The following is a 26,432-nucleotide window of genomic DNA, read 5'->3' on the forward strand; positions in this document are numbered from 1 at the left end:
CCCACAGGTATTGCACCGGTTTCGAAGGCGGTGCAGAACCTGTGGGAGCGGGTTCACCCGCGAAGAGGCCCTGACAGGTTAACCCAGTGTCCGCTCCAACCCACCCACCAACAGGCTCTCCATCAACCCCACCCCCTGTGTCTCGGGCAGCGCCTGCAACATCCCCGGCAGCTGGTTAAGCAAGGTCGCCACCACATGCGCCGTGGCCACCAGGGCTTGCCCCTGCAACTTCGCCTGCGGCGCAATCAGCCTCAGCAGCCCCGCCTCGTAACGCGCACGCAGCTGGGCCAGGCGCCCCTGCTGATCGTCGCTCAGGCAACAGAAATCCCGCTCTGCCAAGCGAAACTGCAACGGCCGCTCTGCATGCAACTGCCAGTGCGCGGCAATCAGGCAGCTCAACGCCGAAGTCCCCCGAGCCATGGCTCTGCGGCCCTGGTCCAAAGTGGCCTGCAATTCTTCGTACAGTTCCTCGATCAGGTCGTACAGCAGGTCTTGCTTGCTGGGGAAATGATGGTATAGCGAGCCGGCGGTCAGCCCCACATGGGCCGCCAGCTCACGCATGCTGACCTGGCCAAAGCCCTTTTCGGCAAACAGCGCCATGGCCCGGTCACGTCGCTCTTCAAAGTTGGCACAGCGCATCGCGGCATTGACCGGGGGCATGGTGCTTGCTCCTCAGTAGGTAAAGAAACCGCGACCGCTCTTGCGCCCCAGCCAACCGGCCGCGACCATTTCCTTGAGCAGTGGGGCGGGGCGGTACTTGCTGTCGCTGAAGCCTTCATGGAAGGCCTCCATGATCGCCAGCAGGGTGTCCAGGCCGATCAGGTCGGCCAGGGCCAGCGGGCCGATTGGCTGGTTGCAGCCAAGGCGCATGCCGGTATCGATGTCCTCGGCACTGGCCAGGCCTTCCTGGCGCACGAAGATCGCTTCGTTGATCATCGGCACCAGGATGCGGTTGACCACGAAGCCTGGGCGGTTGCCGGCGGTGATCGGGGTCTTGCCAACTTTTTCGGTCACCACCAGCGCCTGGGCGTAGGTGTTGTCGCTGGTCTGCAGGCCGCGAATGATCTCGACCAGCGCCATCATCGGCACCGGGTTGAAGAAGTGCACGCCAATGAAGCGCTCGGGGTGCTCGATGCTGGCGGCCAACTGGGTAACCGACAGCGACGAAGTGTTGGTGGCGATCAGGCAGTCGGCGGCGACGTTGGCTGCCACTTGTTGCAGGATGTGCTGCTTGAGCTGCAGGTTTTCGGTGGCAGCCTCGATTACCAACTGCGCGCCGCGGAGCTGGGCGTAGTCGGTGCTGGTGCGGATGCGCGTTTTCGCCGCTGCGGCCTTGTCGGCGTCGAGGGTGCCCTTGCTGACCTGGCGCTCGAGGTTCTTGCTCAAGGTGGCCACGCCGCGCTCCAGCGCTGCGTCGGAAACATCCACCAGCAGCACCGGGTAGCCGGCCACCGCGCACACTTGGGCAATGCCGTTGCCCATGGTACCGGCGCCGATCACGGCAATCTGTTCAATGCTCATGTGTCAGGTTCCCTCAGACGCGCTCGAAGATCACGGCGATGCCTTGGCCGCCGCCAATGCACATGGTGGCCAGGGCGTAGCGGCCCTGGATGCGCTGCAGTTCATGGATGGCCTTGGTGGCGATGATCGCGCCGGTGGCGCCCACCGGGTGGCCCAGGGAAATGCCCGAGCCATTGGGGTTGACCTTTTCCGGGTCGAAGCCCAGCTCGCGGGCCACGGCGCAGGCCTGGGCGGCGAAGGCTTCGTTGGACTCGATCACGTCCAGGTCATGCACGTTCAGGCCGGTCTTTTCCAGTACCTTGCGGGTGGCCGGGATCGGCCCCAGGCCCATCAGTTCAGGTTCTACCCCGGCATGCGCGTAACCTACCAGGCGTGCCAGCGGCTTCAGGCCCAGGCGGCGCACAGCGTCACCGGTGGCCAGCACCAAGCCAGCCGCGCCATCGTTGATGCCGCTGGCGTTGCCGGCGGTGACGCTGCCGTCTTTCTTGAACACAGGTTTCATGCCGGCCAGCTGCTCGGCAGTCACGTCGCCACGTACATGTTCATCGACGCTGAATTGCACGCTGCCTTTGCGGGTTTTCAGCTCCACTGGAACGATCTGGCTGGCGAAACGGCCTTCGGCGATGGCGCGGGCGGCGCGGCGCTGGCTGGTCAGGGCCAGTTCGTCCTGCATTTCGCGGGTAATGCCGTGTTTGGCCGCCACGTTCTCGGCGGTGATGCCCATGTGGAAGTGCTGGAACGGGTCGTGCAGCACGCCGACGGTGTAGTCGATACCTTGCAGGTCACCCATGCGTGCGCCCCAGCGCGCCTGTGGCAGCAGGTACGGGCCACGGCTCATGGATTCGGCGCCGGCCGCCACGGCCACGTCGGTGTCGCCCAGCAGCAGGCCCTGGGCCGCCGAGACGATGGCCTGCAGGCCCGAACCGCACAGGCGGTTGACGTTGAACGCCGGGGTTTCCTTGGGAATGCCGGCGTTCATCGCTGCCACCCGGGCCAGATAGGCGTCACGCGCTTCAGTCGGGATCACCGTGCCCATCACCAGGTGGCCGACGTGCTCGGCGGCCACGCCCGAACGCTCGATGGCGGCACGGGTTACGGCGCTGGCCAGGTCGGCCAGCGGCAGGTCCTTGAGGGAACCGCCAAAGCCACCAATGGCTGAACGGACGGCACTGACGACGTAAATTTCTGCGCTGCTCATAGAGGCTCCGATTGCGAAGGCATGGCGGGACCGGGCCTGGCTCTGCGAGAATGGCCGGCGGTCCCGGAGTGGGATCGAGTCTAGGCAAAGGCTCTGTTACAGCCTATGCCGGAACTGCTCAAACAACCTGGCACTTTTTGCCACTCAGCATAGACAGCGAAAACCGCCATGCGCGATAGCGATTCGGTCGCCGTGTACTTTCTCAATGCCATGCTCCACGCCCTGCGCGATTGCCCGGCCGAACGCGATGCACAGCTGCGTGCGGTGGGCATCGACCCGCAGTTGCTCGAGCAACCCCAGGCGCGGGTGCCGGCCAAGGCTTTTGCCCAGCTGTGGCTGGCGTTGATCCAGCGCCTGGATGACGAGTTCTTCCGCCTCGACAGCCATGGCATGCCGCTGGGCAGTTTTGCCCTGATCTGCCGGGGCCTGATCCTGGAGCCGAACCTGGAAAAGGCCCTGCGCCAGTGTATGGGCGGTTTCGGCCTGTTCCTGCGGGACCTGCGCGGCAGCCTGACGGTGCGTGGCGGGCGGGCGTTGATCAGCGTGCAGTCGAGTATTGCCGACCCGCTGACCCGGGTGTACGCCGAGGAAACCTACCTGGTGCTGATGATCGGCATGCTGTGCTGGTTGGCCGGGCGGCGCATCGCCATCGACCGCACTGAGCTGGCGGTGTCGCGCCCGGCCCAGGAGGACGACCTGCTGTTGTGGGGCCCGGACCTGCGCCTGGGCAGTGGGCGCACCGAGGTGGAATTCGACAGTGCTTACCTGCGCTTGCCGGTGGTGCAGGACCTGGCGGCCCTGAAAACCTTCCTGCGCAGCGCACCGCAGGGGTTGGTGATCCGCTTTCGCAACCAGAACGGGCTGGTGGCCGAGGTGTACCGGCATTTGCGTGCGCGCTGCTATGGGCAGTGGCCGACGCTGGCGGCGTTGGCACAGCAGCAGGGGGTCAGCGCCAGTACCTTCCGCCGGCAGTTGGAGCGGGAAGGGCGTTCATACCAGCAGATCAAGGATGAGGTGCGCCGGGCGATGGCCTTCGAGCGCTTGCGCGAAGGCGAGTTGAGCATTGCCGAAATTGCCGAACAGGCAGGGTTCCAGGAGCCCAGCGCATTTCATCGGGCGTTCAAGAAATGGACCGGGCAGAGCCCGGGGAGTTATCGGGCGCGGTTGGCCGGGCGTTGATGTATTGCCTGTTCCGGCCTCTTCGCGGGTAAACCCGCTCCCACAGGAAACGCACAAAATCTGAAACCTGTGCTGTACCTGTGGGAGCGGGTTTACCCGCGAAGAGGCCGGCACAGGCTAGCAATCAATGTTCAGGCCGGCACCATGGCAAACCCGACCCCGAACCGGTTCCAGGCATTGATGGTGGCAATCGCCAAGGTCAGGTTGGCCACCTCGGCCGGCTCGAAGTGCTCCTGCAGGGCTTCGTATTGACTCTGCGGCGCGCCCTGTTCAGGCAAGCGGGTCAGGCTCTCCACCCAGGCCAGCGCAGCACGCTCGCGCGGGGTGAAGTAGGCGGTTTCCTGCCAGGCGCACAAGGTCTGCAGGCGTGCCTCGGTCTCGCCGGCCTTGCGCGCATCGTTGGCATGCAGGTTGACGCAGTAGGCGCAGCCATTGATCTGCGAGGCCCGCAGGCGTATCAGCTCCAGCAGCGAGTTTTCCAGGCCGCTCTTGGCCAGGGCCTGTTCCAGACCGACCATGGCCTTGTAGGCCTCCGGGGCGTGCTTGGCCCATTCGATACGGTTGTGCATGGCTGTCTCCAAAGGGTGTGGGGTGGGGATGGCGCTACTGTAGCGCCGCCTATTGGCCACCCCGATAGCCAATCGCGCACTTAAGCGGGAGGCCAATCGACCATTCAGGTGGCCACTGACAGGCATCCAATCTCTTCATTTCTGCCACGCCGGCCAAGCCGGGATAATGGCCAGGTCTTGCTTCAAGAGAACTGATTCACAATGAGAGCTGCACTGAACCTGTTGCTGGTGATCCTGCTGGCGCTGAACCTGCGGCCGATCCTGACCAGTATCGGCCCGTTACTCGAACCCATGCGCGCCAGTACCGGCCTGGGTTACCAGCAAGCGGCCTTGCTGACCGCGCTGCCGGTACTGTGCATGGGCCTGGTACCGCTGCTGCAACCGTGGCTGCGGCGCTGGATCAGCGAACATGGCGGCATGCTCGGTGGCCTGGCCGCCATCGCCCTGGCCTGCCTGTGGCGCCTGCAGCTGGATAGCGCCTGGGCGCTGATTGCCAGTGCGGTGCTCGCCGGCCTGGGCGTGGCGGTGGTGCAGGGCATGATGCCGGGGCTGGTCAACCGCTGGTTCCCCGCGCGCCTGGCCGGGGCGATGGGCCTGTATTCTGCGGCGCTGATGAGTGGCGGTGGCCTGGCGGCAGTGCTCGGGCCACATATCAGCGGCTACTTTGGCCACTGGCAGGCCGGCCTGGGCCTGTGGGCGATCCCGGCAGTGCTGGCGGTACTGGCCTGGGCCGTGTTGCGGCCACGGCAAGAAGCGCCAAAGCTGGCCGGCGCCACGGGCGGGCACTGGTTCGGCACGCGTCGGGCCTGGTTGCTGGCCCTGTACTTCGGCCTGATCAATGGCGGCTACACCAGCATGGTGGCGTGGTTGCCGGCGTATCACATCGAGCACGGCGGCAGCGCCCAGGGCGGTGCCGACCTGGTGGGCCTGATGACCATCTTCCAGGTGGCCGGTGCGCTGGGCCTGCCGCTGTTGCTGCGACGCTGGGCAGACCGTCGCCCAGGCCTGTGGCTGGCGCTGGCGATCCAGCTGGGGGGCTTCCTCGGCCTGCTGCTGGCGCCCACGCTGGCTTCGGGGCTGTGGGTAGCGATGATCGGTTTTGGCCTGGGCGCCTGCTTCAGCCAGAGCCTGACGCTGACCCTGGAACACCTGAAGACGCCCGCCGAGGCTGGCAGCTTGGCGGCGTTCGTACAGGGCATCGGCTTCATCATTACCGGCATCGTGCCGTACATCACCGGCTGGTTGCGCGATGTGAGTGGCGATTTCCAGGCGTCGTGGGCGCTGCTGACCGTGACCGTGCTGGCAATGTTGCTGGTGACTACTTGCTTCAATCCACGTGGCTATGCCGCAGCCATCGCCCGTCCGGCGGCGGCAGGCAAGGCTGCAGCGGTCAGCTGAGGCGCTGCAGGGTATCGCGCACCCGGTCCAGTGCCGGGTCGATGTCCAGCAGTTCGATGGCGCCAAAGCCCAGCAACAGCCCTGGGCGCACCGGCGCTTCGCTGAAGAACGGCGCCAGCGAGTACAGGCCAACCTCCACCTTGCGTGCGAGGTTGGCCAACAACTCCACATCGACCCCAGGCTTGGCCAAGGCGCTGAGGTGAAAGCCGGCGCTGGCGGGGATGGCGCTGAACCACGGCGCCAGGTCGCCGCCCAGGCGTGCCAGGATGCGCTCGCGGCGGGCGCTGTAGACCTCGTGGCAACGGCGGATATGCTTGTTCAGGTGGCCCTCGCCAAGGAAACGCGCCAGCGCCCACTGCAGCAGGGTCGGGCTGTGCCAGTCACTCAAGTGCTTGGCCACGCAGGCGGCCTGGAGCACGGCAGGCGGCAGCACGGCATACCCCAGGCGTAGCTCAGGTAGCAGGGTTTTGGAAAAGGTCCCCACATAAGCCACCAGGCCATGCCGGTCGAGGCGCTGCAAGGCGTCCGAGGCCGGCCCGTGGTAGCGGAACTCGCAGTCGTAATCGTCTTCGATAATCAACGCACCCAGCTCGGCGGCCCTTGCCAGCAGTGCGTGCCGGCGTGGTTCGCTCATCGGCATGCCCAGCGGGAACTGGTGCGAGGGCGTTACGTAGATCAGCCGGGTGCCTTCGGCGATCTGCTCCACGCACAGGCCTTCATCATCCACCGGCACGGATTGCAGGCGGGCGCCCAGGGCCAGGAACAGTTGCCGTGCCGGCGGGTAGCCGGGGTCTTCCATGGCCACCTGGCAACCTGGCTCGACCAGCACCCGGGCGATCAGGTCCAGCGCCTGCTGGGCGCCGTTGCACACCAGCAGGTCGGCTGCGCTGCAGTGCACGCCGCGGGCATAGGCGATGTGGTGAGCAATGGCCTCGCGCAGTTCCGGCAGGCCCTGGGCCGGGAACTGCCGCTCGGGGTGGCGTTGGCTGCGGCGCAGGGCGTAGTTCAGGCAGCTGCGCCACTGGTCGAACGGGAACTGCGCCTTGCTCGAAGCACCACCGACGAAGTCATAACGCGATGGCGCCTGCAGCTGGCGTTGGCCGAGTACGGTGGCGCGCTGCTGCCAGCGCTCAAGGGACGCGGCGCCGGCCAGGGGGATGGTGGCTGATTCGCTGCTGCGTAGCGGCTGGCGCGGGGTGATGAAGGTGCCACGGCCGACCACGCCACTGAGCAGGTTGTCGTAGGTTAGCCGCGAATAGGCTTCGGCCACGGTCTTGCGTGACACGCCCAGTTGCTCGGCCAGCAGGCGGGTTGGTGGCAACTGGGTGCCGGCGGCCAGGTGGCCGCTGTCGATACCGGCGCGCAGTTGCTGGTAAAGCTGGTCGGCCAGGCCTTTGCGGCCCTCCAGGCGAATGTGCAGTTCCATGGGGCGGTCCGGAGCGGGGGAGTGTTCAGGATAGCGGATTGGCCGGGCAAGGGCATGGGGCTGCAAAGCAGCCCCAAACCAGGCAGTCGGCGATCAGAACCGTGCCGTACTCACCGTGATGTAGCCTTTGTCCGCCAGCGCTATGCGTATCACTGTCTCGTCCACCGGCGCCTTACGGTTGCGCTTGATGCGCACGCCCTCTACCGCCGCAGCTTTCATGTGTTCCGAAATGGCCCGCCCGTTCGGGTCGAAAAACACCTCGCTGGCCAACAACTCGATACGTTCAATCAGCTGCCGGGTGCGTTCATCGGTAGCGCAGAAAAACATCACCCCCGACAAATGCGGGTCTTCATCAGGGTTGTTCATGTCATGGGCCAGCATTTCGCGCAGGCTGCTGCGCAGTTCGGCGATGGAGCGAGCGTACGGGTGCATGCGGAGTTTCCCCTGGATTGTCATCCAGTGCAGATCTTGTTTTCTCCGGGCTGAGGCAACAAGTAGGACGCATCTGAGTGCCTTGTAGGAGATTTCTGGTTCTCCTCTGATGGGGCCAATCTATCAGGCGAGAGTCTGGTTGGAGGCATGCACCCAGCCTGAGCTAGCGTTGCACCTCCTGCTTGAAGCGCAAGCGCCAGCCATGCAGCAACGGCTCGGTATAGCCGCTCGGCTGTTCCCGCCCCTTGAACACCAGCTCGCGGGCGGCGCGCAAGGCATGCGATGCCTCGAAGCCGGCCGCCATCGGCCGGTACGCCGGGTCCCCGGCATTCTGCTGGTCGACCACGCCGGCCATGCGCTGCAAGGTCGCCTCGACCTGCTCGGCATCGACCACCCCATGGTGCAGCCAGTTGGCAATGTGCTGCGCCGAAATCCGCAAGGTTGCACGGTCTTCCATCAGGCCCACATCGTGAATGTCCGGCACCTTGGAGCAGCCGACCCCTTGCTCGACCCAGCGCACCACGTAGCCGAGGATGCCTTGGCAGTTGTTGTCCAGTTCGGCCTGGATGTCGGCGGCGCTCCAGGGCCGCTCAGGGCTGACCGGCACGCTGAGCAGGTCGTGCAGCAACGCACTGCGTTGGCTATTCAGGTCAACCTGTTCCAGTGCCTGCTGCACAGCTGCTACATCCACCTGGTGGTAGTGCAGCGCATGCAGCGTCGCGGCGGTGGGCGAGGGCACCCAGGCGGTGTTGGCGCCGGCCTGGGGCTGGGCAACTTTCTGTTCGAGCATGGCTGCCATCAGGTCAGGCATGGCCCACATGCCCTTGCCGATCTGCGCTTTGCCGCGCAACCCGCAGGCCAGCCCCACCAGCACGTTGCTGCGCTCGTAGGCGTGGATCCAGGCGCTGCCCTTCATGTCACCTTTGCGCAGCATGGCGCCGGCTTCCATGGCGCTGTGCATCTCGTCACCGGTACGGTCGAGGAAACCGGTGTTGATGAACACCACCCGTGACGCCGCACTGGCGATACAAGCCTTGAGGTTGACGCTGGTGCGTCGCTCTTCGTCCATGATGCCCATTTTCAAGGTATGCGCAGGCAGGCCCAGCAGGGCCTCGACGCGGCTGAACAGCTGCTCGGCAAAAGCCACTTCGGCCGGCCCATGCATCTTCGGCTTGACGATGTACAGGCTGCCCTCGCGGGAGTTGCCGCGGCGCTTGAGGTCATGCAGGCCAATCAGGCTGGTGACCACGGCATCGAGGATGCCTTCCGGGATTTCCCGGCCATCGCGGTCATGGATGGCGGGGTTGGTCATCAGGTGGCCGACGTTGCGGATAAACAGCAACGAGCGGCCCGGCAGGGTCAGAGGCTGGCCGTCTGCGCCGTGGTAGTGGCGGTCGGTGGCCAGGGTACGGCTGAAGGTTTTGCCACCTTTGCTGACCTGTTCGCTAAGGTCACCCTTCATCAGCCCCAGCCAGTTGCGGTAGACGTTGACCTTGTCGTCGGCATCCACGGCGGCCACCGAGTCTTCGCAGTCGATGATGGTGGTCAGCGCAGCTTCCAGGAGGATGTCCTTGACCCCGGCGAGGTCCTGCTGGCCGATCGCGTTGGCCGGGTCGACCTGGATTTCGAAATGCAGTTGGTGATGTTGCAGCAGGATCGCTGTCGGGGTGTTCGGTTCACCTTGATAGCCACTGAGTTGTGCGGGGTTCTGCAAGCCGACCTGGCGGCCATCGGCCAGCGTTACCCGTAGCGTGCCCTGGTTGATTGCATAGGCCTTGGCATCGCTGTGTGAAGCACCGTCCAGGGGCGCTGCGGCGTCGAGAAACTGCCGGGCATAGGCGATCACTTTGCCGCCGCGTACCGGGTTGTAGCCTTGGCCGCGTTCGGCGCCAGCGGTTTCGGCGATGGCATCGGTGCCGTACAGCGCGTCGTACAACGAACCCCAGCGAGCGTTGGCGGCATTGAGGGCGTAGCGAGCATTGCTCAGCGGCACGACCAGTTGCGGGCCGGCTTGCACGGCGATTTCGCGGTCGACGTTACGGGTGCTGACTTGCACGTTTTGCGGGGCGTCGACGAGGTAGCCGATGCCTTGCAGGTACTGCTGGTAGGCGGCCATGTCGCTGATCGGGCCGGGGTGCTGGCGGTGCCAGTTGTCCAGTTCGGCTTGCAGGCGCTCGCGTTCGGCGAGCAGGGCGCGGTTTTGCGGGGCGAGGTCGTGGACCAGGGTGCTGAAGCCTTGCCAGAAGCTGGCGGCCTGGATGCCGGTGCCGGGGAGCACTTCGTCTTCGATGAAGCGCTGGAGGGTGGGGGCGACCTGAAGCTGGTGGTTTGGCATTGTCTATTCGCTCGATGTTCAGTCTTCTGGAAATCTGTTGCTTGTACCGGCCTCTTCGCGGGTGAACCCGCTCCCACAGGGACACCACAGAACTCCAGGGCGGTGGGGTACCTGTGGGAGCGGGTTCACCCGCGAAGAGGCCAGTGCAGGACTCAGAGGGCCGCAGCCCCAGCCTTGGCCACCTGGGCATCCTGCTCGGACTTGACCCCGGACACGCCAATGGCACCCACCACCTGGCCATCCACCCGCAGCGGCACGCCACCTTCCAGGCTGGTCAGCAGCGGTGCGGTGACGAAGGCGGTACGCCCGCCATTGACCATCTCCTCGTAATCCCGCGTTTCCTTGCGCCCCAGCGCTGCGGTACGGGCCTTCTCCATCGCGATGTAGGCACTGGCTGGCGCGCAGCCGTCCAGGCGCTCCAGGGCCAGTGGGTGGCCACCGTCGTCGACCACGGCGATGGTCACGTTCCATTGCTGGGTCAAGGCTTCCTGGCGGGCGGCGGTCAGCACACGGGCGACTTCGGCCTGGCCGATCACGGACTTGCTATGCATGGCGATTCTCCGGGTTCAAGGCTGTTTCGACGATTTCGATCCAGTGCCGCACTGGCGTGCGCCCAGCCCCGTCAAGGTGGGCCTGGCAGCCGATGTTGGCAGTGGCAATGACTTGTGGTTTGCCGCTTTCCAGCGCGTTGAGGCGGTTGTCGCGCAGTTGCAGCGACAGTTCGGGCTGGGTCAGCGAATAGGTGCCGGCCGAGCCGCAGCACAGGTGGCCGTCCGGCACCGGGGTGAGAGTAAAGCCCAGGCGCGTCAGTAACGCCTCCACCGCGCCGCCCAGCTTCAGCGCGTGTTGCAGGGTGCATGGGCAATGGAAGGCCAGGCGCTGTTCGGCGCACAGGCCCAATTGCTCGACCGGCTCGTCGCGCAGCACCTCCACCAGGTCACGGGACAGGGCGCTGACCCGGGCGGCCTTGGCGGCGTAGCGCGGGTCCTTTTCCAGCAGGTGGCCGTAGTCGCGCACGAACGCGCCGCAGCCACTGGCGGTTTGCACGATGGCCTCGGCACCGGCTTCGATGGCCGGCCACCAGGCATCGATATTGCGCCGCGCACGTTGCAGGCCCTGCTCTTGAGCGTTGAGGTGGTAGTCCACCGCGCCACAGCAGCCGGCCTGCTGGATCGGTTGAACGCTGATGCCGAGGCGGTCGAGCAGGCGCGCGGCGGCGGCATTGGTGTTGGGCGACAATGCCGGCTGCACGCAGCCTTCCAGCATCAGCACCCGGCGCACATGGCGCGGCGCGGGGCGTTGACCGGGGTCGGTGACCCGCACCGGCAGCTTGCGCTTGAGCGTGGCCGGCAGCAACGGGCGCAGTGCCTGGCCGCTGCGGGTCAGGGCCTTGAACAGCGCCGGGCGCGGCACCACCGCCCGCAGGCCCTGGCGCAACAGGCGCTGGCCGAGCGGGCGCGGCACCTGCTGTTCGACCACGGCGCGGCCGATGTCCAGCAGGTCGTGGTACTTCACCCCGGAAGGGCAGGTGGTTTCGCAGTTGCGGCAGGTCAGGCAGCGGTCCAGGTGCAGTTGGGTGCTGGCGGTGATTGGCGCCCCTTCGAGCATCTGCTTGATCAGGTAGATGCGCCCGCGAGGGCCGTCCAGTTCATCGCCCAGCAACTGGTAGGTGGGGCAGGTGGCAGTGCAGAAGCCACAGTGCACACAGGAACGCAGAATGCTTTCGGCCTCGTCGGCGCGGGCCAGGCGTCGGGATGTTTCGCTCAGGTTGGTTTGCATGGTCTGGCCTCACAGGTCTGGGTACAGGCGGCCAGGGTTGAACACCCCCTGGGGGTCGAGTTGCTGCTTGAGGGCACGGTGGTAGCGCATCAGCGCCGCGGGCAGCGGCGGGCTGCTGGCCGCTCCGGGGGCATAGCAGGTGGCGTGGCCGCCCACTTTGGCGACCTGGTCACGTATGGCCTGTGCGGTTGCCGTGGTCTTGAGCCAACGTTGGGCACCACCCCAGTCGATCAACTGCTGGCCAGGCAGGTGCAGCTCGCCGGTGGCGTTGGGCACGGACAAGCGCCACAGCGGTGCGGGGGCGGCAAAGAACGCCAGGCGTTGTTCGCGCAGGTCGCTCCAGAAGCGGCTGTCGAGTGCATCGCCGCCCAGGCGCTGACGCGCCGACTGCACCGAGCCTTCACCGCCTTCCAGGCGCAGGTACAGGGCATCGCCGTCATGGCAGGCGGCGCTGATCGGTAGTGGCTGCTGGCCCCATGCGGCCAGCTCGGCCAGCGCCTCGTGGCGGCCCATCGGCAGGCGCAGGCTCAGGCACTGGCGCGGCCGTGGCAGTACTTTCAGCGAAACTTCGGTCAGCAGCCCCAGGCAGCCGAAGCTGCCCGCCATCAGCCGCGATACGTCGTAACCGGCCACGTTCTTCATCACTTCGCCACCAAAGCGCAGCAGCTTGCCGTGGCCGGTGATCACCCGCGTACCGAGCACGTAGTCACGCACCGACCCCGCCCACGGCCGCCGAGGGCCAGACAGGCCGGCCGCGACCATGCCGCCCAAGGTGGCATCGGGGCCCAGGTGCGGGGGTTCGCAGGGCAGCATCTGGCCAGCCTCGTGCAGGGCCGCCTCGATCTCGCGCAGCGGTGTGCCGGCGCGGGCGGTGAGCACCAGTTCGGTCGGGTCGTAGCTGACGATGCCACGGTGGCTGCGGGTGTCGAGCACCTCGCCGGCTCCGGGGTTGCCGAGCATGGCCTTGCTGTTACCGCCCTGAATGCGCAGTGGCCTGGCCTGGTTCAGCGCCTGGTTGACCTGCTCCAGCAGGGCCTGGCTGTTATCGCGGTCCATGCTCATCAGAAGCGCTCCAGCTCGGGGAAGGGCAGTTGCCCATGGTGCACATGCATGGCGCCGAACTCGGCGCAGCGGTGCAGGGTGGGGATGTTCTTGCCGGGGTTGAGCAGGCCCTGCGGGTCGAAGGCGGCCTTGACCGCGTGGAACAGGGTGATTTCGTCGCTGTTGAACTGTGCGCACATCTGGTTGATTTTCTCGCGCCCCACGCCGTGCTCGCCGGTGATGCTGCCGCCCACCGCCACGCACAGTTCAAGGATCTTGCCGCCGATGGCCTCGGCGCGCTCAAGTTCACCGGGCAGGTTGGCATCGAACAGGATCAGCGGGTGCATGTTGCCGTCGCCGGCGTGGAACACGTTGGCCACGCGCAGGCCGTATTCCGTGGACAGGTCGCTGATACCCTTGAGCACCCGCGGCAGTTCGCGGCGGGGGATGGTGCCGTCCATGCAGTAGTAGTCCGGGGAAATGCGCCCCACCGCCGGGAAGGCGTTCTTGCGCCCGGCCCAGAAGCGCACACGCTCGGCCTCGTCGCAGGCCAGCCGCACCTCGCGTGCCCCGGCTTGTGCCAGTACGGTGGCGACCCGTTCGCAGTCGTCGTGCACATCGGCCTCCACGCCATCCAGTTCGCACAGCAGGATGGCCGCCGCGTCCACCGGGTAACCGGCGTGGATGAAGTCTTCGGCGGCGCGGATCGCCAGGTTGTCCATCATCTCCAGGCCGCCAGGGATGATCCCGGCGGCGATGATTTCAGCCACCGCCCGGCCGGCGTCTTCGACGCTGTCGAAACTGGCCAGCAGCACCCGCGCCACCTGGGGCTTGGGCAGCAACTTGACGGTGACTTCGGTGACGATGCCGAGCATGCCTTCGGAGCCGGTGAACAATGCCAGCAAGTCGAAACCGGGGCTGTCCAGCGCGTCGCTGCCCAGGGTCAGGCATTCGCCCTCGACCGTGAGGATTTCCACCTTGAGCAGGTTGTGCACGGTCAGGCCGTACTTGAGGCAATGCACGCCACCGGCGTTTTCGGCCACGTTGCCGCCGATGGAGCAGGCGATTTGCGAGGAGGGGTCTGGCGCGTAGTACAGGCCATGGGGCGCGGCAGCCTGGGAAATGGCCAGGTTGCGCACCCCGGGCTGCACACGGGCGAAGCGGCCCTGCGGGTTGACTTCAAGGATGCGGTTGAAGCGTGCCATCACCAGCAGGATGCCCTTGGCCAGCGGCAGGGCACCACCGGACAGGCCGGTGCCGGCGCCGCGTGCCACTACCGGCACGCCCCGTTGGTGACACAGCTTGAGCAGGGCCTGCACCTGCTCCAGGCGCTCGGGCAGCACCACCAGCAGTGGCACCGTGCGGTAGGCGGAGAGGCCGTCGCATTCATAGGGCTTGAGGTCTTCCTCGCGGTGCAGCACCTCCAAGTCCGGCAGGGCAGCACGCAGCGCCTGCAGCAGTGCCGCTTGGTCAACAGCGGGCAGCGCGCCATCGACGCGTTCGTCGTACAGGATATTCATGGGCTCACTCGGCAGCGGTTCTTGTAATTGTTGGCGAAGCGATCACCGTTGCAGCCTGCGCGTGCCAACGGCCGAGGTCGACTGCTGGCAGTACTGGTCCTACCAGTTTGCGTTGCAGGCACTGGTCATTGGCGGCTTCAACTGGCTAGATTAGACCAAGGTGTTCGAAGTGGTCCTACCAGCAGGAGGGTGCGTAGTGGGTGCTGAAGGCAAGGCCAAGGTCGCCGACCAGGTGGCCGAACGGGTCGAGCGGCTGATCGTCGAAGGCGTGCTCAAGGTGGGCCAGGCCCTGCCATCGGAGCGGCGGCTGGTAGAAAAGCTTGGCTGCTCGCGCTCGGCCTTGCGTGAGGGCCTGCGTATTCTGCGTGGGCGGGGCATCATCGACACCGAGCAGGGGCGCGGGTCGTTTGTTGCCGACCTGACGGGGCAGGCGGGCGCCACGCCGTTGATGCACTTGTTCAGCTCGCAGCCGCGCACGCTGTTCGACCTGCTGGAGGTGCGGGCGTTGCTGGAGGCAGAGTCGGCGCGCCTGGCGGCGTTGCGTGCTACCGATGTCGACCGATTGCTGATCCGCCGGCGCTATGAAGAGATGCTTGCCGCGCACGCCGCCCAGGAAGCGCTCGATCCCCGCGAGCATGCCCGCCGCGACCACGCCTTCCACCGGGCGATCAGCGAGGCGTCGCACAACCCGGTGCTGGTGCATACCTTGCAATCGCTTAGCGACCTGACCTTGAGCACGGTGTTTGCTTCGGTCAACAACCTGTATTGCCGGCCAGCGCAGAAGCGCCAGATCGACCGCCAGCATGCGCGGTTGTATCACGCGGTGATGGAGCAGTTGCCCGAGCAGGCGCAGCGCGCAGCGCGGGAGCATATCAACGGGATACGCGACAGCTTGCGCGAGATAGAACAAGAGGAGCAGCGTTTGGTGCGGGCGACCATGCGCATGGATGGCTGGGGTTGAGGTTGGGCTGCGCTGGCCCTATCGCCGGCCAAGCCGGCGCCATGATGCTTGCCTTCCCTGGCACGCATCAAGCGCCACACTACCGCCTTAGCCGAGGGCGGCTGCCTGCTGCAGGTTCAGCGAGCGGGTTTCCGGGGCCAGGGCCCAGGACAGCAGCAGGCCGAAGAAGGTGATGGCAGCGGCCACGTACATGGTCTGTGCGATACCCAGCACATCGAGGGACATCGGCACCAGGTAAGTACCCACCGCGGCGCCGATGCGCGAGATGGACGTACCCATGCCGACCGCGAAGGCGCGGATTTCGGTGGGGAAGATTTCGTTCGGGTACACCAGCGTGAGCACCTGTGCACCACCAATGAACAACGCATAGAGGGCGAAGAACACCAGGATCCAGATGCCCGCGCTGCTGTGGAACGCGCCGAGGCACAGTAGGGCCAGGCCCGATACCAGGAAGCTGTACAGCAACAGGTTGCGCCGGCCGATGACGTTGATCAGCCGGGTAGCGACCATGCAGCCGACCACGAAGAACAGGGTGATCAGTACCGAGCCGATCGAGGCACTGTCACCTTTCACGTTCAGGGCCGACAGCACCTTGGGCGCAAACGCGTAGACCGAGAACAGCGGGATGATGCAGCAGGTCCAGAACACAATGACAAACAGCATGCGCTTGCCATAACCGGCATACAGCAGGCTCCAGATGTTCACCGTGTGGCTGGCGCTTTGTTCGGGCAGGTTGCGCAGCGAGAAGTCATTGCCGTACACAGCCTTGATCACCCGTTCTGCTTCGGTGCTGCGGCCTTTGCTGAGCAGCCAGCGTGGCGATTCTGGTGTACCGATACGTACCACGAAAAGGGCCAGGCCAATGGTCGCGGAGCTGGCCAGCACCAGGCGCCAGGCGTCCTCTGCACCCGTGCGCAGCAGCAGTTCGCCAACAATATAGGCAGCTGCGGCACCGGCAAACCAGAGGATGGTGAGCATGGCCAGGCGAGGGCCGCGGTACTTTCTGGGCATGAATTCGACCAGCAGCGAAGTGGCAACCGGGTATTCGATGCCCACCGCAATACCGATCACCAGCCGCAGCAGGAAGATGGCCAGGGCCGAGTCGGCCCAGAACTGCCCCAGCGACGCTACGATGAACAAGGTGGGCCCGACGAAGAATAAACGCTTGCGGCCAAGGCGGTCGGTCAGCCAGCCGCCGAGGAAACCGCCAAAGAAAATGCCGATCAGGGCCGAGGCGGCGATCAGGCCTTCCCAGAAGCTGTTCAGTGACAACGCCGTGCTGATATGCGCCAGGGCAACGCCGATGATGCTCAGTACATAGCCATCAACGAACGAACCGCCGCCGGAGCGCAGCGTGAGAAGTTTGTGGAAGTTGTTTAGCGGTACATCTTCGACTGAGATATTAGGACGTGTCATAGTTGTCTCCCGATATGATATTCGAGCAAAAGGGGCAGCGCGACCCCCAAAACGGGGCCGTGAAGCCATCTCGAAAATCAGTGATCGATGGCTATACGATTATTTTTATTGTCCGTGCCGGCGACGGCGTGTTCAGAAACCTTCCTTTGGTGCTCCTTGTATTTCAGATTTCGTAGCGCACTTCTTTGGAAGGTGGGTGGCCGAAGAACGCACTGTAGGACCTGCTGAAGTGGGTGCACGACACAAAGCCGCAGGCGATGGAAACCTCGAAGATCGACGCGTTGGAGTTTTGGATCAGGCGCCGCGCTTCGGTAATGCGCAACTGGAAGTAGTATTTCTGCGGGGTGGTATCGAGTTGGTCCTTGAACATCCGCTGAACCTGGCGCACGGACAAACCGACGGCCTGGGCCAATTGCCCGGGTTCCAGTGGCTCTTCAAGGTTGGCTTCCATAAGCTTGATGATTTCGCGCAGGGGGCGGCTGACCTTGGGTTGCAGGGGTTTTTGAACACTGCGGAACTTGCTTTGATCATGGTCCAGCGTGTCGAGCACGGCATCGGCCAGCGTTTGGTTGCAGCCGATGTTTAGCCACTGCAGCATCATTTCGAAGGCCCCCGCTGGCGAAGCGGCGGTCAGCCGGTCCCTGTCGAACACCAGGGCATCGTGGGTAACCAAGGCGTGCGGCACTCGCTCAGCCAGGGCAATGCGCTGCTCTGGGTGGATGGCACAGCGGTAACCATCGAGCAGGCCGGCGCTGCCCAGGTACCAGGCGCCGTTCCACAACCCACCCAGCACCACGGGGAACTTGGCCAGGCGTTTCAGCAGGGCGATCAACCAGGCAGGTACCGTGCGGGCGGCACGCAAGCCGCCGCAGACCACCATGATGTCCAGGTCGCACAGGCGTACGTCGGTCAGCGGCGTGTCCGGGCGGATGGGGATGGCCAGGTCGCTCATCACTTCGTTGTGGTTGTGGCTGAAGGTATGCACCCTGATCGAGCCGGGAGCGATCAGGTTGGCGGTGACCAATACATCCAGGGCCTGGGTGAAACTGGGCAAGGAGAAGTTTTCCAGCAACAGGAAACCGACCCGTGAAGGTTTGGCCCGCGCAACGGGCTGCGCCATGAAACCGAAGTTGCGCTCTTTGAAGGTGTGGCTGAATGCTCTTGTAGTTATTGTCATGGGTCACCCAGATGCCGATGCCTGAGGCTCGGCTGACTATAGAGTGTGAAAGCCATTCCGAGCGGGAGGCTTTGGCATACAGGTCGGCGCCTAATGTAAGTGTGCGGCATGGATAAAGTCCAACGACATTTACACGGTTTTTTTGATAACCCAGTGTTATCCATGGGGTGCGCGAGTGCTCGCATAACTCAAGGTTATGCGTAAAGTAATTTAAGTGCTGATGTGTTTTTTTTACCGCTGTGTACGATTCAATGGACGGGTACGCAGAACGAGGAGCACCTACCAGGATGTCGCAGCGCCAAGTTGATCCTGATACTTTGTTACTTCGCATGCCCTCGTTGCGCGCGGTTAAAGCATTTGTGGCGGCGGCCAAGTACCAGAGTTTTACCCGGGCTGCGGAGGCCTTGTGTGTTTCGCAGGCGGCGATCAGCCGGCAGATCCGCGAACTGGAAACTTACCTGAGCGCCCAGTTGTTCGAGCGCGTGGGCCGTGCGGTTGAACTTACACCGGCCGGTTCGGTGTTTTTCGAGGCGTCTCAGTTATCGTTCGTCAACATTGCCCAAGCGGCGGAACGGATACGCCATACACCGCAGGAAAAACACCTGCTGACGATTTGCTGTTCTCCGGCATTTTCGGCGTTCTGGCTGTCGCATCACATCAATGAGTTTCGGGCCAACAACCCGGATATCGAACTCAACCTGATCACCACGCAGAACTTTCTGACGCGGGAGCCAGGCGTGGAGCCGGATGTGATCATTTCCAAGTTCGCCAATGTCGGGGAGGCCTACACGCTCTACCCGCTGTGCCATGACGTGATTTACCCGGTGTGCTCCCCGGAGTACCTCAGGCGCCACCCGGAGATCGGCACGCTGGAAGGCCTGCGCAAAAGCGCGCTGCTGGACCTGAGCCCGTATGGCCGGGCTGGCGTGGCTGAACATGTGGACTGGAGTGTGTGGCTGGCATTCCACAACGTGGACATCGATGAGCGGGGCGCCGACTGCCCGCCACTGTTCCACGCCAACGACTACAACCTGATCATCAACATGGTGCTGGCCAACCAGGGCGTTGCACTGGGCTGGAACCAGCTGGTGGCCGGCCTGGTCGAGCAGGGCCGGCTGATCAGGCCGGTGCGCGAGCAAGTGACCTTGCGCAACAGCCTGCACTACCTGGCTTGCAAGGAAAATACCGATGACGACGCCTGTGGCCGGGTGCGGGACTGGGTGCTTTCCAAGTTTTCGTGGTGGAAAGTGTGAAGGCGTCAAAACATAACGTTGCATTATGGGTTGTGCGTTGAAAATGTCGTTTGAAACAGACAAGGCTGTGGCTTAACTTGCCGGCCAACTGCAAGTGGGTAGTTAAAAGAATAATGGTTCAGTAACTGTCAACGGTCGTCGTGAACACCGTGTGGCTGGAGGATAATAATGAATAGTAATGAATCCGTCATTGGCCTGATCAATCAACGCAAGCCTCGGCATGTATTGCCCCGTGAATTGTATCTGGACCCGGAAGTTTACCGCCAGGACCTTGAACAGATCTGGCACAAGGACTGGGTCTTCGCCGGCCATACATTCGAAATTCCCAAGGCAGGCCAGTATTTCACCCTGCAGATTGGCGACTACCCGGTAGCCGTTGTCCGTGGCAAGGATGGCGAAGTGCGCGCCTTCCACAATGCTTGCCGTCACCGCGGCGCCAAAGTGTGTGAACACGCCACTGGCAAAGTGGCCAAGCTGGTGTGCCCGTACCACAAGTGGACATTCGAACTGGACGGCAACCTGATTTATGCCGGCAACATGGGCGCGGACTTCGACAAATCACAGTACAACCTCAAGCCGGTGCATGTGGAAATCGTCCACACCTACATCTACGTGTGCGTGGCGCAGCAGGCGCCAGACTTCGGCAGCTTCCGCGCAGCGGTCAGCCCGTTCATCGCCCCGCACGGCCTGGAAAACTGCAAGGTTGCCTTCGAGTCCAACCTGGTGGAAAAGGGCAACTGGAAGCTGGTGTTCGAAAACAACCGCGAGTGCTACCACTGCGACGGCACCCACCCGGAGCTGCTCAACTCATTCGTTGAAAACCTGTCGGTGGCCGGTGTGGGGGGCGATGATGACCCCGAGCTGGTTGCTCACTGGACCCGCTGCGAGACAGCGGGCATGCCCAGCCGCCTGGTCATGGACCCGCTGGGGCGCTTCCGCATGACACGTATCCCGCTTTCGGCTGGCGCCGTCAGCTACACCATGGACGGTAAGCCTGCGGTCAATGGGCGGCTGGATACCAGTGGTGAGGCGGATATTGGTGCGTTGCTGTACTTCAACTATCCGTCTACCTGGAACCACTTCTTGGGCGACCACGCACTGAGCTTCCGCGTACTGCCGATCGGGCCGGGGGAAACGCTGGTGACTACCAAGTGGCTGGTGCCGGAGTCGGCGGTGGAAGGGGTCGACTACGACCTTGATCGGTTGACCAAGGTATGGCTGGCCACCAACGACCAGGACCGCCGCCTGGTGGAAGGTACGCATGCGGGGGTGTCGTCGCCCAGCTATGAGCCGGGGCCATTCTCGGAAAATGCCGAGAACGGGGTGTGCCAGTTCGACGACTGGTACTGTGCGACCATGCTTGAGCGCTTGAGTGGGCGTGTGCCGTTGAAATCGGTGGGTTGATACTTGCAGGAGCGGGCTTGCCCGCGATGCAGGCGACGCGGTTGATGGCACCGGCGATGCCGGTGTTCGCGGCTAAAGCCGCTCCTACAGGTACAGCGTGAGCCCGAAGCGTGCGCAGTACCTGTGGGGCCTATCACTGAAAAATTGCAGCCTGCGCAGGCTGGTGCTCATTTACCATGGCGGCTGCTTTCACCCATCGTCAAGGAAACCCGCCATGAGCACCCCCCAGTTCCGCACCCCCACAGCCGCCGACGCCGAACGCTGCTACGCCATCGAAATCGGCGCCTATGAAGGGGATGAAGCGGCCACGCTGGAGAAGATCCGCACCCGTATCGCGCAATACCCGGAAGGCTTCCTGTTGTTGGAAGATGCGCGCGAGATCGTGGGTTTCATCAACAGCGGCTGCGCCCACGAAGTGGTGATGTCCGACGAAGCCTTCAAGGAACTGGTCGGCCATGACCCGGCTGCACCGAATGTGGTGATCATGTCGGTGGTGGTGGACCCGGCACATCAGGGCAAAGGCTACGCCAAGCGGCTGATGGACGAATTCATCACGCGCATGCAGGCGGCGGGCAAACAGACCATTCACCTGATGTGCAAGGAGCAGCATGTGGCCCTGTATCAGAAGCTGGGCTACCAGTACGTGAAACCGTCACCGTCGGACCACGGCGGCATGGCCTGGCATGAGATGATCCTTGGTCCTGTAAGCGCGCAATCGCGAAGGCCTGCTGCAATGCATCGCGCAGCTGAATAACCCCTTCAAGCGCCAACGCCTGGGCCGAGTAGCACAGGCCGATGCGCCGGCGCAGGTCCAGTTGTGGCATGGGCTCGCTGTGCACGCCGCGATGCTCGGCGGCCAGCGACTGCGGCACGATTGCCGCGCCCAGCCCGGCGGCGACCATTTCCAGGGCCAGGGCAAAAGTTTCGGCTTCTGCCACCGGGCTGGCGCTGTAGAACGGCAACAGGCGCTGATGGCTGGGTTGCGCAGGGCAGGTAATCCATTGCTCGGTAGCGCCTGCCTGGGCCGCAGTGGCCAACACGAACGGGTCACTGTGCAACGGCAGGAACAACTCATCCTCACAGCGCAGTTCTTCGCTAGCCAGTCGCACCGCGCCCATGCAGCCGGTCACCAGTTGCAGGCGCACCGAGGGCTGGATGGCCGCCGCCGCCAGTACCACCTTGCCCAACACTGCCGCGCTTACATCCTGCTCGACACCAATCTGCAACGGCGTACGTTCACGATCACCTTTGAAGCGGCCGAGCAGGCGATTGGCGTCGGCGACCATGCGCTGCGCCTCGGGGTATAGCGCGCGGGCATCCTCGGTCACCGCGACGCCGCGGGCCTGGCGCACGAACAGCGTGGTGCCCAAGGCCTCCTCCAGTGCCTTGATGCTGCCGGATAGCGCTGGCTGGCTAAGGTGTATCGAACGCGCGGCGGCGGTGATGTTGCGCTCTTCGAACACAGCGATGAAGGCACGAAGCTGGCGATAGTCCATGGGTTACCCATAAGTGATGCCGATGGTTGCGAGAGGAATTTCCCATTTTTCGCTACAAAAACCGGCTTCTATACTCGCTCTACTTCTTACCCATAGGCAAATCGGATAACAGGATTGCGACCATGACCAATACCCATAAACCCCTGGTGGTAATTACCGGTGCCAGCTCCGGCATCGGCCTGGCCACTGCCAGGCTTCTGTCCAGCCGCGGCCACGCGCTGTTGCTGCTGGCCCGCCGCCTGGCGCCGATGCAGCAACTGCAGCTGCCAAACACCCTGGCGCTGGCGGTTGATATCACCGACCGGGCGGCTGTGCTGGCCGCCGTTGCCGAGGCCGAGGCGCGCTTTGGTCCGGTTGACGCGATCATCAACAATGCCGGGGTAATGCTGCTGGGCAATATCACCACACAGGACCCGGAACAGTGGGACCGCATGCTCGACGTCAACGTTCGTGGTTTGCTCAATGGTATCCATGCGGTGGCTGGCGGTATGGTCGAGCGCAAGCACGGCACCATCATCAATGTCAGTTCCGTGGCCGGGCGCAAGGCCTTCCCCAACCATGTCGCCTATGTCGGCACCAAGTTCGCTGTCACCGGCCTGTCGGAAAACCTGCGTGAAGAGCTGTCGCCCAGCAACGTGCGGGTGATCACCATCGAGCCGGGTGCAGTCGATACCGAACTGCTTAGCCATACCACCGATGAGGCCATCAAGGCCGGCTACAGCGACTGGAAGCAGGAGATGGGCGGAGCACTCACGGCCGAGACCATTGCCGAGACCATCGGCTTTGCCTATGGCCAGCCGCAGTCGGTGTGCATTCGGGAAATAGTGGTGTGCGCTACCCGTCAGCAGGCGTAACCGGGGCTGCTGCGCAGCCCCGCTTTGTTCAAGTGACTGGTATTAGCACTGCGAACGGGTAAATCAGGCGCCGTTGACCAACTGGCAGGCCAGCTGGTTGTGGCGCTCCAGCACGCGCGGCAGGTCGACGGTGGCCAGCTGGCCGTCCTTCACCACCACACGGCCGTTGATCACGCTGGTGTGCACCTGGGTCGGGGTGCAGAACACCAGCGCCGCCAGTGGGTCGTGGTGGCCGCCGGCATAGGCCACGTGGCCGAGGTCGAAGGCGACGAAGTCGGCGACCATGCCCGGCGCCAAGGCGCCGATATCATTGCGGTTGAGCACCTTGGCACCACCTAGGGTGGCGATTTCCAGCGCTTCGCGTGCGGTCATCGCGTCGGGGCCGAAGCCCACCCGTTGCAGCAGCAGGGCCTGGCGCACTTCACCGATCATGCTGGCGCCGTCGTTGGACGCCGAACCGTCAACCCCCAGGCCAACCGGCACACCGTGGTCGCGCATCTTGCGCACCGGGGCTATGCCCGAAGCCAGGCGCATGTTCGAACATGGGCAGTGGGCGACACCCGTGCCGGTGCGGGCGAACAGCTCGATGCCGTGCTGGTCGAGTTGCACACAGTGGGCATGCCAGACATCGTGGCCGACCCAGCCGAGGTCTTCGGCGTATTCGGCGGGGGTCATGCCGAACTTCTCGCGGCTGTAGGCGATGTCGTTGACGTTCTCGGCCAGGTGGGTATGTAGCGACACGCCGTACTGGCGCGCCAGCACGGCGGCTTCGCGCATCAGGTCGCGGCTGACCGAGAATGGCGAGCAGGGCGCTACCACGATGCGGCGCATCGAGCCGTGGCTGGCGTCGTGGTAGTCCTCGATCAGGCGTTGGGATTCCTTGAGGATGTCGGCTTCCTTCTCCACCACCGAATCAGGCGGCAGGCCGCCCTGGCTTTGGCCCACGCTCATGCTGCCGCGGGCGGCGTGGAAGCGCATGCCGATCTCGGCGGCGGCATGGATGCTGTCGTCGAGCTTGCAGCCGTTGGGGTAGATGTACAGGTGGTCGCTGGAGGTGGTGCAGCCGGACAGGATCAGCTCGGCCATTGCGGTCTGGGTTGACACCGCGATCATCTCGGGGGTCAGGCGTGCCCAGATCGGGTACAGGTTGGTCAGCCAGTTGAACAGCTCACCGTCCTGGGCCGCCGGCACCACGCGGGTAAGGCTCTGGTACATGTGGTGGTGGGTGTTGACCAGGCCAGGGATAACCACTTTGCCGGCCATGTCCAGCACCACGTCGGCGTGCTGTGGCAGGGTATCGCTGGGGCCGACCTGCTTGATCAGGTTGTCTTCGATGTACAGGCCGCCGTTCTTGATCTCACGGCGTTCGCCGTCCATGGTGACCAGAAGTGCGGCGTTTTTTACCAGTAAAGTCTTGGGCATGGGTAATTCTCCCCGTTGGGGCTGGTTTCAGCTTGGCTGTAGAAAGATTAGCGGTGGCAGGCCAGGTGCTCAGGGGCGCGTGAGCCGGGGCGCAACAGCAGCGGGGAGGTGTAGCAGGAAGGGTGTTGCAGAGGGTGCCCGAGGGATTCGGGCAAGCATGGGAATAGCATTGGCTTGTGCCTGTCGCAATACGCAGCGGCGTTTGCCGATGTCGTAGGCGTGCAACAGTGTAAACAGAGTTTTTTTAAGTTGTATACAAGAACTTGGTCGGGACCTGTGGTGGCAACCGGTGTATGGCACCGGTTGTGCCGGTGTTCGCGGGTAAACCCGCTCCTACAAGGCGGTGATATACCTGTAGGAGCTGGTTTACCCGCGAAGAGGCCGGTTCAGGCTACCTCAATGTCCGATCAAACCGCCTCACGGCTGCTCACACCATCCACCAACCGCGCAATCCCCAGCGGGTTGGCACTTTTCAATGCGTCCGGCAGCAGTGCATCCGGGTAGTTCTGGAAGCATACCGGGCGCAGGAAGCGGTCGATGGCCAGGGTACCCACCGAAGTACCACGGGTATCGGAAGTAGCCGGGTAAGGCCCGCCGTGCACCATCGCATCGCTCACTTCCACGCCCGTCGGGTAACCGTTCAGCAGCAGGCGCCCGGCCTTGCGCTCCAGCAGCGGCACCAGGCTGGCAAAGGCACGCAGGTCGTCCGGTTCGGCGATCAGGGTAGCGGTCAGTTGGCCCTGCAGGTGGCGAACGGCCTCGGCCAGCTGCTGTGCATCGTCCACTTCCACCACCACGGTGGTCGGGCCGAACACTTCTTCCTGCAGCAGCGGGTCACCGTTGAGCAGCAGGCTCACATCAGCCTTGAACAGCTGCGGGCGGGCCTGGTTGCCGGTTTGTGGCTGGCCGGCCAGGTGTTGGATGCCTGGGTGCGCCAGCAGGTGCTGCACGCCGTTTTCGTAACTGCGCAGGGTGCCGGCATTGAGCATGGTTTGCGGGCCTTGGTCGGCCATGCGCGCCACCAACGTGTGCAGGAAACGCTCGAACTGTGGCGACTTGATGCCCAACACCAGGCCCGGGTTGGTGCAGAACTGGCCGCAACCCAGCACCACCGAGGCGGCCAGTTCGGCAGCCACTTGTTCGCCACGGGCCTGCAGCGCCTGAGGCAGCACGATCACCGGGTTGATGCTGCTCATTTCGGCGAACACCGGGATCGGCTGCGGGCGCGCCGCGGCCATGTCGCACAGGGCGCGGCCGCCACGCAGCGAGCCGGTGAAGCCGACTGCCTGGATGGCCGGGTGCTTGACCAGCGCCTCGCCTACGCCAGCGCCGTAGATCAGGTTGAACACACCCGCAGGCATGCCGCTGCTGGCTACCGCACGGTCGATTGCCGCCGCCACGTGGGCGGCAGTGAGCATGTGCCCGCTGTGGGCCTTGAACACTACCGGGCAGCCGGCTGCCAGCGCCGAGGCGGTGTCACCGCCTGCGGTGGAGAAGGCCAGCGGGAAGTTGCTGGCACCGAACACCGCCACCGGGCCCACGCCGATACGATATTGGCGCAGGTCCGGGCGCGGTAGCGGGGTGCGCGCGGGCTGGGCACGGTCGATGCGCGCACCGAGGAAGTCGCCACGGCGCACCACTTCGGCAAACAGGCGCAGCTGGTTGCTGGTGCGTGCACGCTCACCGCGGATGCGTGCTTCCGGCAGGGCGGTTTCGCGGCACACGTGCTGCACGAAGTCATCGCCCAGGGCATCCAGCTCGTTGGCGATGGCGTCGAGGAAGGTGGCGCGTTGGCCCGGGCTGGTGCTGCGGTAGGCCGGGTAGGCTGCTTCGGCGGCCAGTACGGCGGCCTCGACTTCGCCGCCAGTCGCCTGGTGGAAGGCATACGGCAGTGGCTCGCCGGTCTGGGCGTCGACACTATTCAGCAGCACTTCACCCTGGCCGCTGAGCTGGCCGGCGATGTGGTTCAGGCGGTGTTCGATGGACATTTCGTCTCCAGTAGGCAATGACAGTCGTTGCCGGGAATGTAGAGGGCGAAATGAACGCTGAAT

Annotated in this window: 22 protein-coding genes and 1 pseudogene; 7 read left to right on the forward strand and 16 right to left on the reverse strand. The window is 64.3% G+C overall.

Annotation, left to right across the window (positions count from 1 at the left end; genetic code table 11):
* Nucleotides 1–78: 78 nt before the first annotated feature.
* The 3 genes from ABE456_RS17850 to ABE456_RS17860 are packed head-to-tail and all read right to left on the reverse strand — an operon-like array spanning nt 79 to nt 2,719.
* Nucleotides 79–660 carry a TetR/AcrR family transcriptional regulator gene (locus ABE456_RS17850; RefSeq protein WP_346645081.1) on the reverse strand — a complete coding sequence of 194 codons (582 nt, stop codon included), beginning with the start codon at nt 658–660 and terminating at the stop codon, nt 79–81.
* A 12-nt stretch (nt 661–672) separates the two neighbouring features.
* Complete coding sequence (locus ABE456_RS17855) at nt 673–1,521, reverse strand: 3-hydroxybutyryl-CoA dehydrogenase (protein ID WP_346645082.1); 849 nt, start codon at nt 1,519–1,521, stop codon at nt 673–675.
* 13 nt (nt 1,522–1,534) lie between these two features.
* The gene (locus ABE456_RS17860; protein WP_346645083.1) at nt 1,535–2,719 is read right to left on the reverse strand and encodes an acetyl-CoA C-acyltransferase family protein; all 1,185 of its coding nucleotides are present in this window, start codon (nt 2,717–2,719) and stop codon (nt 1,535–1,537) included.
* Between the two features lie 168 nt (nt 2,720–2,887).
* On the opposite strand from ABE456_RS17860, the gene ABE456_RS17865 reads away from it, so the two are divergent.
* Nucleotides 2,888–3,898 (forward strand): AraC family transcriptional regulator ligand-binding domain-containing protein, encoded by a 1,011-nt coding sequence (locus tag ABE456_RS17865; protein WP_346645084.1) that lies wholly within the window; start codon nt 2,888–2,890, stop codon nt 3,896–3,898.
* 131 nt (nt 3,899–4,029) lie between these two features.
* Here ABE456_RS17865 and ABE456_RS17870 read toward each other — a convergent pair whose 3' ends face one another.
* Nucleotides 4,030–4,467, reverse strand: coding sequence for a carboxymuconolactone decarboxylase family protein (locus ABE456_RS17870; RefSeq protein ID WP_346645085.1), 438 nt, complete (start codon nt 4,465–4,467; stop codon nt 4,030–4,032).
* A 201-nt stretch (nt 4,468–4,668) separates the two neighbouring features.
* On the opposite strand from ABE456_RS17870, the gene ABE456_RS17875 reads away from it, so the two are divergent.
* A complete protein-coding gene (locus ABE456_RS17875; protein ID WP_346645086.1) occupies nt 4,669–5,865 on the forward strand; it encodes a CynX/NimT family MFS transporter in 1,197 nt (398 codons plus the stop codon).
* Here the strand turns inward: ABE456_RS17875 and ABE456_RS17880 are convergent.
* The 7 genes from ABE456_RS17880 to glcD all read right to left on the reverse strand — a co-directional run bounded on the left by ABE456_RS17880 (nt 5,858) and on the right by glcD (nt 14,398).
* Nucleotides 5,858–7,291, reverse strand: a complete 1,434-nt coding sequence (locus ABE456_RS17880) for a PLP-dependent aminotransferase family protein (RefSeq protein ID WP_346645087.1) — start codon at nt 7,289–7,291, stop codon at nt 5,858–5,860. The two genes, ABE456_RS17875 and ABE456_RS17880, sit on opposite strands and share 8 nt — an antisense overlap.
* 93 nt (nt 7,292–7,384) lie before the next feature.
* A complete protein-coding gene (locus tag ABE456_RS17885) occupies nt 7,385–7,723 on the reverse strand; it encodes a hypothetical protein (RefSeq protein ID WP_346645088.1) in 339 nt (112 codons plus the stop codon).
* 163 nt (nt 7,724–7,886) lie between these two features.
* On the reverse strand, nt 7,887–10,058 hold the full coding sequence (locus ABE456_RS17890; RefSeq protein WP_346645089.1) for a malate synthase G: 2,172 nt from the start codon (nt 10,056–10,058) through the stop codon (nt 7,887–7,889).
* A gap of 152 nt (nt 10,059–10,210) precedes the next feature.
* Nucleotides 10,211–10,609, reverse strand: a complete 399-nt coding sequence (locus tag ABE456_RS17895; protein ID WP_346645090.1) for a heme-binding protein — start codon at nt 10,607–10,609, stop codon at nt 10,211–10,213.
* Nucleotides 10,602–11,837 carry a glycolate oxidase subunit GlcF gene (gene glcF / locus ABE456_RS17900; protein WP_346645091.1) on the reverse strand — a complete coding sequence of 412 codons (1,236 nt, stop codon included), beginning with the start codon at nt 11,835–11,837 and terminating at the stop codon, nt 10,602–10,604. Before glcF ends, ABE456_RS17895 begins: the two co-directional genes overlap by 8 nt.
* A 9-nt stretch (nt 11,838–11,846) precedes the next feature.
* Entirely contained in the window at nt 11,847–12,899 is a 1,053-nt protein-coding gene (glcE, locus tag ABE456_RS17905) for a glycolate oxidase subunit GlcE (RefSeq protein ID WP_346645092.1), read from the reverse strand.
* Nucleotides 12,899–14,398: a glycolate oxidase subunit GlcD gene (glcD, locus tag ABE456_RS17910; RefSeq protein WP_346645093.1), complete on the reverse strand. Its 1,500-nt coding sequence runs from the start codon at nt 14,396–14,398 to the stop codon at nt 12,899–12,901. Before glcD ends, glcE begins: the two co-directional genes overlap by 1 nt.
* Before the next feature lie 196 nt (nt 14,399–14,594).
* On the opposite strand from glcD, the gene glcC reads away from it, so the two are divergent.
* Complete coding sequence (gene glcC / locus ABE456_RS17915) at nt 14,595–15,359, forward strand: transcriptional regulator GlcC (RefSeq protein WP_346645094.1); 765 nt, start codon at nt 14,595–14,597, stop codon at nt 15,357–15,359.
* Between the two features lie 87 nt (nt 15,360–15,446).
* On the opposite strand, the gene ABE456_RS17920 is transcribed toward glcC, so the two are convergent.
* A complete protein-coding gene (locus ABE456_RS17920; RefSeq protein WP_346645095.1) occupies nt 15,447–16,775 on the reverse strand; it encodes an MFS transporter in 1,329 nt (442 codons plus the stop codon).
* A gap of 163 nt (nt 16,776–16,938) precedes the next feature.
* Nucleotides 16,939–17,952, reverse strand: a complete 1,014-nt coding sequence (locus tag ABE456_RS17925; protein ID WP_346645096.1) for a GlxA family transcriptional regulator — start codon at nt 17,950–17,952, stop codon at nt 16,939–16,941.
* 329 nt (nt 17,953–18,281) lie between these two features.
* Here ABE456_RS17925 and ABE456_RS17930 point away from each other — a divergent pair, with 329 nt between their 5' ends.
* The 3 genes from ABE456_RS17930 (at nt 18,282) to ABE456_RS17940 (ending at nt 21,363) form a co-directional block, all read left to right on the forward strand.
* On the forward strand, nt 18,282–19,205 hold the full coding sequence (locus ABE456_RS17930; RefSeq protein WP_346645097.1) for a LysR family transcriptional regulator: 924 nt from the start codon (nt 18,282–18,284) through the stop codon (nt 19,203–19,205).
* A 168-nt stretch (nt 19,206–19,373) separates the two neighbouring features.
* A complete protein-coding gene (locus ABE456_RS17935; RefSeq protein WP_346645098.1) occupies nt 19,374–20,609 on the forward strand; it encodes an aromatic ring-hydroxylating dioxygenase subunit alpha in 1,236 nt (411 codons plus the stop codon).
* Between the two features lie 214 nt (nt 20,610–20,823).
* Entirely contained in the window at nt 20,824–21,363 is a 540-nt protein-coding gene (locus ABE456_RS17940; RefSeq protein WP_346645099.1) for a GNAT family N-acetyltransferase, read from the forward strand.
* Here ABE456_RS17940 and ABE456_RS17945 read toward each other — a convergent pair.
* Nucleotides 21,341–22,105: pseudogene (locus ABE456_RS17945) on the reverse strand (LysR family transcriptional regulator); the annotation flags it as partial. The gene ABE456_RS17940 and the pseudogene ABE456_RS17945 sit on opposite strands and share 23 nt — an antisense overlap.
* Nucleotides 22,106–22,227: 122 nt before the next feature.
* Here ABE456_RS17945 and ABE456_RS17950 point away from each other — a divergent pair.
* The gene (locus ABE456_RS17950; protein WP_346645100.1) at nt 22,228–22,959 is read left to right on the forward strand and encodes an SDR family oxidoreductase; all 732 of its coding nucleotides are present in this window, start codon (nt 22,228–22,230) and stop codon (nt 22,957–22,959) included.
* A gap of 63 nt (nt 22,960–23,022) precedes the next feature.
* Here ABE456_RS17950 and ABE456_RS17955 read toward each other — a convergent pair whose 3' ends face one another.
* Together ABE456_RS17955 and ABE456_RS17960 are read right to left on the reverse strand one after the other, a co-directional pair.
* Nucleotides 23,023–24,381 carry an 8-oxoguanine deaminase gene (locus ABE456_RS17955; RefSeq protein WP_346645101.1) on the reverse strand — a complete coding sequence of 453 codons (1,359 nt, stop codon included), beginning with the start codon at nt 24,379–24,381 and terminating at the stop codon, nt 23,023–23,025.
* Between the two features lie 407 nt (nt 24,382–24,788).
* Nucleotides 24,789–26,369: an aldehyde dehydrogenase (NADP(+)) gene (locus tag ABE456_RS17960; protein ID WP_346645102.1), complete on the reverse strand. Its 1,581-nt coding sequence runs from the start codon at nt 26,367–26,369 to the stop codon at nt 24,789–24,791.
* Nucleotides 26,370–26,432 lie beyond the last annotated feature (63 nt).

This window comes from Pseudomonas sp. TWI929 (genome assembly GCF_039673335.1).
GTDB lineage: Bacteria > Pseudomonadota > Gammaproteobacteria > Pseudomonadales > Pseudomonadaceae > Aquipseudomonas.

Coding starts and splice junctions, on each gene's coding strand:
- ABE456_RS17850 (WP_346645081.1), bottom strand. CDS start 660: ATGCCCCCGGTCAATGCCGCGATGCGCTGTGCCAACTTTGAAGAGCGA.
- ABE456_RS17855 (WP_346645082.1), bottom strand. CDS start 1,521: ATGAGCATTGAACAGATTGCCGTGATCGGCGCCGGTACCATGGGCAAC.
- ABE456_RS17860 (WP_346645083.1), bottom strand. CDS start 2,719: ATGAGCAGCGCAGAAATTTACGTCGTCAGTGCCGTCCGTTCAGCCATT.
- ABE456_RS17865 (WP_346645084.1), top strand. CDS start 2,888: ATGCGCGATAGCGATTCGGTCGCCGTGTACTTTCTCAATGCCATGCTC.
- ABE456_RS17870 (WP_346645085.1), bottom strand. CDS start 4,467: ATGCACAACCGTATCGAATGGGCCAAGCACGCCCCGGAGGCCTACAAG.
- ABE456_RS17875 (WP_346645086.1), top strand. CDS start 4,669: ATGAGAGCTGCACTGAACCTGTTGCTGGTGATCCTGCTGGCGCTGAAC.
- ABE456_RS17880 (WP_346645087.1), bottom strand. CDS start 7,291: ATGGAACTGCACATTCGCCTGGAGGGCCGCAAAGGCCTGGCCGACCAG.
- ABE456_RS17885 (WP_346645088.1), bottom strand. CDS start 7,723: ATGCACCCGTACGCTCGCTCCATCGCCGAACTGCGCAGCAGCCTGCGC.
- ABE456_RS17890 (WP_346645089.1), bottom strand. CDS start 10,058: ATGCCAAACCACCAGCTTCAGGTCGCCCCCACCCTCCAGCGCTTCATC.
- ABE456_RS17895 (WP_346645090.1), bottom strand. CDS start 10,609: ATGCATAGCAAGTCCGTGATCGGCCAGGCCGAAGTCGCCCGTGTGCTG.
- glcF (WP_346645091.1), bottom strand. CDS start 11,837: ATGCAAACCAACCTGAGCGAAACATCCCGACGCCTGGCCCGCGCCGAC.
- glcE (WP_346645092.1), bottom strand. CDS start 12,899: ATGAGCATGGACCGCGATAACAGCCAGGCCCTGCTGGAGCAGGTCAAC.
- glcD (WP_346645093.1), bottom strand. CDS start 14,398: ATGAATATCCTGTACGACGAACGCGTCGATGGCGCGCTGCCCGCTGTT.
- ABE456_RS17920 (WP_346645095.1), bottom strand. CDS start 16,775: ATGACACGTCCTAATATCTCAGTCGAAGATGTACCGCTAAACAACTTC.
- ABE456_RS17925 (WP_346645096.1), bottom strand. CDS start 17,952: ATGACAATAACTACAAGAGCATTCAGCCACACCTTCAAAGAGCGCAAC.
- ABE456_RS17930 (WP_346645097.1), top strand. CDS start 18,282: ATGCCCTCGTTGCGCGCGGTTAAAGCATTTGTGGCGGCGGCCAAGTAC.
- ABE456_RS17935 (WP_346645098.1), top strand. CDS start 19,374: ATGAATAGTAATGAATCCGTCATTGGCCTGATCAATCAACGCAAGCCT.
- ABE456_RS17940 (WP_346645099.1), top strand. CDS start 20,824: ATGAGCACCCCCCAGTTCCGCACCCCCACAGCCGCCGACGCCGAACGC.
- ABE456_RS17950 (WP_346645100.1), top strand. CDS start 22,228: ATGACCAATACCCATAAACCCCTGGTGGTAATTACCGGTGCCAGCTCC.
- ABE456_RS17955 (WP_346645101.1), bottom strand. CDS start 24,381: ATGCCCAAGACTTTACTGGTAAAAAACGCCGCACTTCTGGTCACCATG.
- ABE456_RS17960 (WP_346645102.1), bottom strand. CDS start 26,369: ATGTCCATCGAACACCGCCTGAACCACATCGCCGGCCAGCTCAGCGGC.